Annotated in this window: 5 protein-coding genes; 3 read left to right on the top strand and 2 right to left on the bottom strand. The window is 65.5% G+C overall.

Annotation, left to right across the window (positions count from 1 at the left end; translation table 11 throughout):
* A partial coding sequence (locus tag AZG88_RS07910) for an RNA-guided endonuclease InsQ/TnpB family protein (RefSeq protein WP_061697388.1) occupies positions 1 to 951 on the bottom strand: 951 nt, incomplete at its 3' end.
* Between the two features lie 22 nt (positions 952 to 973).
* Here AZG88_RS07910 and tnpA point away from each other — a divergent pair.
* The 3 genes from tnpA (at position 974) to AZG88_RS07895 (ending at position 4,786) form a co-directional block, all read left to right on the top strand.
* The gene (gene tnpA / locus AZG88_RS07905) at positions 974 to 1,420 is read left to right on the top strand and encodes an IS200/IS605 family transposase (protein WP_082833256.1); all 447 of its coding nucleotides are present in this window, start codon (positions 974 to 976) and stop codon (positions 1,418 to 1,420) included.
* 852 nt (positions 1,421 to 2,272) lie between these two features.
* Positions 2,273 to 4,120: an RNB domain-containing ribonuclease gene (locus tag AZG88_RS07900; RefSeq protein WP_197487796.1), complete on the top strand. Its 1,848-nt coding sequence runs from the start codon at positions 2,273 to 2,275 to the stop codon at positions 4,118 to 4,120.
* Between the two features lie 411 nt (positions 4,121 to 4,531).
* A complete protein-coding gene (locus AZG88_RS07895) occupies positions 4,532 to 4,786 on the top strand; it encodes a hypothetical protein (protein WP_061697389.1) in 255 nt (84 codons plus the stop codon).
* A 22-nt stretch (positions 4,787 to 4,808) separates the two neighbouring features.
* On the opposite strand, the gene AZG88_RS07890 is transcribed toward AZG88_RS07895, so the two are convergent.
* Positions 4,809 to 5,398, bottom strand: a 590-nt coding sequence (locus tag AZG88_RS07890) for a transposase (protein WP_156517445.1), incomplete at its 5' end; no start/stop codon positions are given.

The following is a 5,398-nucleotide window of genomic DNA, read 5'->3' as shown; positions in this document are numbered from 1 at the left end:
GTCCACCTTGACGAAGGTGCGCCCGTAGCGGGCGGCTTTCTCCTCCACCATGCGGGTGAACATTCCCCACCCGGCGTCGTGGACCGATTTCGCCAACCGTGTCCGCGCCAGCCCCCGGACGCACAGATCCTCGACGAACACCGCTTGGTTCTCGCGGATAATCGCCGTGGAGTGCTTGTGCGCCCAGTCCTTGCGAGCGTCGGACACTCTGGCGTGGGCCTTCGCGACGCGAATACGTGCCTTGACCCGGTTGTTGCTGCCTTTCTCCTTGCGCGACAGAACTCGCTGCGCCTTGCCGAGCTTGCGTTCTGCACGGCGCAGGAACCTCGGCGAGCTGATCGTCTTGCCGTTCGACAGGACCGCGAACGTTGCCAACCCGAGGTCGATACCGACCTCCGCATCGACCGGCGGCAGAGGTTCGTCGGTGGTCTCGACCACGAACGACGCGAAGTACCGGCCCGCTGCATCCTTGATGATCGTCACCGAGGACGGCTCCGAGGGCAGATCGCGGGACCAGGCGACCTCCAACTCGCCGACCTTCGCCACGTACAGCTTCCCGTTCGGGCGATTCGAGAACCCGTTGCGGGTCAGCCGGATCGTCTGCCGATTGTCCCGGCGGGACCGGAACCGTGGCGCGCCGACCTTGCGGCCCTTCCGTTTCCCGGAGAGCGAGTCGAACCAGTTTCGGTACGCCCGCCGCGCGTCCTGACACACCTGCACCAGCACCACCGATGCGACCTCGCCCAACCAGGCCCGCTCCGGAGTCTTCTTCGCTGCGGTGACTGCCTGCTTCTGCACGGCGGTATCCGACAGTCTCACCCCGCACGCATACGCGTCCTGGTGGATGCGCAGGCAGTCGTTGAACACCACCCGCGCACACCCGAACGACCGGGCCAGCATGTCCTGCTGACCGGGCGTCGGATAGACGCGGTACTGGTATCGCAACTGCACACCCAAAGAATAACATTGGTCTATGGTTTCTGAACCTGAATACAGACGCGGCCGCTCCGTATTTTCCGCCCTGCACGTCCACTTGGTCTTTGTTACCAAGTATCGCCGCGGAGTCCTCACCGACGAGCTGCTGACCACCTGCGAACAGGTGATGCGCAGCGTGTGCGACGACTACGGTTCTCGGCTGGTCGAGTTCAACGGGGAGGGCGACCACGTGCACCTGCTGATCGAATACCCTCCGACCATCCAAATCTCGAAGCTGGTGAACAGCCTCAAAGGCGTCTCCGCACGCCGCCTGCGCGACCAGTACCGAGAATGGGTGAACCGACACTCGATGAACGGACACCTCTGGTCCCCGAGCTACTTCGCCGCATCGTGCGGCGGGGCACCCATCTCGATCATCCGGCAGTACATCGAGCAGCAGCGGCGACCGCCCCGCGCTCCCGGCAGGCCGAAGTCGATGCGCTAACCCGGCCCTGAAGGACCGGGCTTGCGCGCTACGCACCGCGGTCAGCTGGACTTGGTTGTGGAGGCTGGCCACACCGGGACCAGCGTTCCGACCTTGTCGTAACGGTCGATCTGGGCGATGCCGCGCCGGGGTGGATGGGGCCGGTGCGTCTCGTTAATCGCGTGAAAGTCTGATTCGAATGTCTTCTCGCTCGATGTTCCATCATCGAGCGTTACCAGGTACCTGGGCATACTCAGAAATATGCCACTGCGGCTCTCGGTTCGGGCACAATCGTAGGATCCGTCCATAAACCAGTCATGACCGACTTCGATTCAGCGACAGCATTTTCCATCCGTGGGGGCCAGCGGCAGGGCGGGCGGAGGAGTTGGTGACGGGGTGGCGTATTGGTGTACCCAAGCCGCGCAGGTCCACTGGCAGGTAGGGCAAATGTGAACTCTCACCGAATACACGGCGCGCCTCGCGTTAGGTTGTCGGCCCGGGTGTTAGACCAGATCTACGCTTTTGAGCGAGGTGGTCGTCTTGTTCGTGCTGGTCGGGCGTGTTCGTGCACGCTGGAGCTGCTCCCGTACAGCGCGGCCCCCGTTTCGGTGGTCGTCAGATTCGGAAGTAACGGGTGCTCAGGGGCAAGAGACCGGCACCAGGGGCGTGGGGGACACCAGGGTGGGCAGGGACGAAGCTGCCTCAACAGGGCGTTGGCGGCGTAGCCGCAAGTCCGCCGGATCGGTGGGCGTGTCGAAGGGAAGAGGTGATCGACACTGATGTCCGTCGCTGGTACTGATGGTTTCTGGTGCAGTGTCGCTGCCGATTTCTGGTTGAGGAGGCGCAGTGTCCAATAGTGGTGTGCCGTTGTTGATGGTGGATCGGTCCGAGGCCCTCGATCGCGATGATGCGTTCGCGGTGACCGAGCTCGCCGACGGTTCAGGTTGGAAGCTGGAGGTGCACATCGCCGGGGTCGCGGACGTCGTGGCCCTAGGTTCCGACGCCGATGCGACGGCATTCCTGCGCCGTGAATCGAAGTATCTGTCCCGTCGGACGGTGCCGATGCTTGGCCGCGACACCGAGCAGGCGGCAACATTGACCGAGACAGCGGAGAGGTCCACGCTGCGGGTACTAGCAGATCTGTCCGCGGACGGGGTGGTGTCCGGGGTGAGCGTCGATCGCGGGCGGGTGCCGGCCGGTAGGTGCGTCGCGGTCGATCATGGGCAGATTACCGAAATCCTCGGGTCGGTCGACGACCCGCTACACGAGGGCGTGCGAGCCGCGAATGACGCCGCGCAGGTGCTGCTCCAGGGACGTCGCAGGTCCGGTGTCTTCGCCCTCTATGATCTCGCGCACGGCTGGGGCTCCACTGAGGAAGGGGGGATCGCGCCGATCCCGCTGGACGTGCGGACGGTGGGATATGTCATCGTGCAGGAGTTGATGATCGCAGCCAACGAGGCGATCGCCATGTGGTGTGTGCAGGAGGATCTTCCGGTCCTGTTCCGCAATCACCGTAGCGCGGTGACGGCGGGCAGCACCGAGGACCTCGCGGCTGAGGTTGCGGTGGCGATGACCGATCCAGTGCTGTTCGAGAAGCTGCGTTCGCGTCTGCAATCGTCGTATCGTGCTGCCACGTACGCACCGACGGTGCATGGCCATCACGGTCTCCGGTTGGCGGCGTACACGCACGCGACGTCGCCGCTGCGTAGGGTGTCGGACCTGATCACCCAGCGGGTGATCTTCGCCCATCTCGACTCCGGGCCGGCCCCGTACACGACAGAGCAACTGGGCAACCTCGCCGCCGATATCAACCGGCGGATCGCCGCGGACCGGGAAGAGAAGGCAGCGCACTTCAAGGCACGCGATCGAAAGGTGACCGCGCAGGTCGTCGCCGCCGGCGAACTCGAGGGTCTCGACTCGAAGCGGTGGGCGAAGGTGCTCGCGGCCGCAACAGCACGTGACCCGATCGGTGACGTGGTCAGTGAGCTGCGCCGGCGCGTGCAGGCCGACGACGTGACGGTGACCTCGATCGTGACGTTGCTCGAAGCCGGGGAGAATTGGGCGCCGATCCGACGCGAGGTCTTCGACTGGGCATCGCGGGCGCATCCGGAGTTCGGGCCGAGTGTGGTGTCGATGTGGCTGCAGGCGCACCCGGGCCTGCACCGGCCCGAGATCGACGGCGATCACCGCGGGCCCTCGCACACGCCGGTGTTCGCGGCCCGATTCCGGGTTGGTCAGGTCTGTGGGCCGTGGGCCACCGCGGGCAGTAAGAAGCGAGCCGAGCAGGACGCAGCGTGGGGCCTGACGAAGGCCGTCGCGGCAGGGGAGAGCCATCCGGAGGTCGGCTCTCCGCTGCGGGACGATCCGCAGCCGGTGCCCCCGAGCACCACGCACGCAGGGGTACGGGCGCGGCCGGCATCAGCGCGCAGCGGACCCATGGTTTCGGATTCGGGCCAGGCGTCGAGACGGCGGGAGCGAGCGCAGAAGAACCCGATCGCCTGGGTGATCAGCCATGCCGAACACCACGGCCATCCCTCCCCGCAGTGGGCCGTGAGAATGGAGGGCGCCGCCCACGCGCCGGTGTTCACGTGCGAAGTCGCCTACCTGGACCACATAGCAACCGGCAGCGGGACAACAAAGAACGTCGCAAGAACCGCCGCGGCAGCGGACCTTGTCGATTCGCTACTTGACGAGACGTCTTCCGCTCGATCACACCGGTAAACCGAAGCTCACCTACCGGGTCAGTGTCCGTTTCGATAAAGACTTTATGGGCGCCGCCCTGGCCACGGGCCTGCGCGAGCTCTTGATGCCTCGGCGGCGAGCGGCCCTCCGGCCAGCGAAAGGGGAGCGCTGGTCGTTGGGCCTGGCTGCCACCGGGGCCGTCGAGCCCGCTGTGCAGCGTAGGTCGGGAGTACCCGCGGAACATCGGATTATTCCGCGCTTCGCCCCGGAGAAATCCGACCGCAATGAGATCCGTGGGCGGCCCGTATGCCAGCTCGTCACCTGCGCGGCCGGCGCGCGTGTGAACCCACATGGCCTGGGCGCCGATCGGCCGGTGGTTGTGAGTTCGTCTGGTGGGCGCGGATAGGTCATGCTTGTGCTCCGAGGGGCAGCCGAAGAAAGATGCAGTCCATGAGTGACGAGAGCGAGAAGGAACCGGCGTCACCTGATGCGTTGCGCGTGGGCACCCGAGTGCTGGTGCGTAGGCCGTCTGAGGCAGCGACAGGCGTGATCGTCGAGGACTACGCCGAACTGACCGACACCGCTGGACGCGGCCATGATTGGGCACCTGTGCATAGGTGGGCGGTGGCTCTTGACGACGGGCGTCTGGTCTTCGCCGACACCGAGGACCTCACGGTCGATCTAGGCGCAGGAGACTCCGGATAGGGGTGTGTCCCTATGGTTTTCGTCAAGCCGCTGAGGGGGTTGGATTCCGGTAGAGTTCCTTGTTCTTGAGCATGGCGTAGAGGACGTCGCAGCGGCGTCGGGCGAGGCAGATCAGGGCCGCGTTGTGTTTCTTCTTCTCGTCCCGTTTCTTGTCGTAGTAGGCGCGACTGGTGGGGTCGTGGAGGGCGGCGAAGGCGGACAGGAACAGGGCGCGTTTGAGTTTCTTGTTGCCGGAGCGGGCGGGGTGCTCGCCACGGATGGAGGATCCCGATTTTCGGGTGACCGGTGCGATGCCGGCGTAGGCCGCCAGGTGGGCGGCGGAGGGGAAGGCGGAGCCGTCGCCGACCTCGATCAGGATCCGAGCTGCCGTCCTGACGCCGATGCCGGGCATCGAGGTCAGGACTGGGGAAAGAGGGTGGTCATCGAGGGCCCTCTCCACGTCCGCGGCGACCGCTTTGCGTTGTAACAGGGTCTCTTTCAGTGAATCCGCGAGTTTGGGGAGAACGGTTTCGGCGGCCGCGGTGCCGGGCACCACCACGGCCTGCTCGTCGAGGGCGGCAAGGATGTCGGTGGCCAACCTGGCGCCCATTCGGGGTGCGTGCTTGACCGCGA

Source organism: Rhodococcus sp. LB1, assembly GCF_001583455.1.
Classification (GTDB): Bacteria; Actinomycetota; Actinomycetes; order Mycobacteriales; family Mycobacteriaceae; genus Rhodococcus_F; species Rhodococcus_F opacus.
This window is presented reverse-complemented; position numbering and strand designations above follow the sequence as displayed.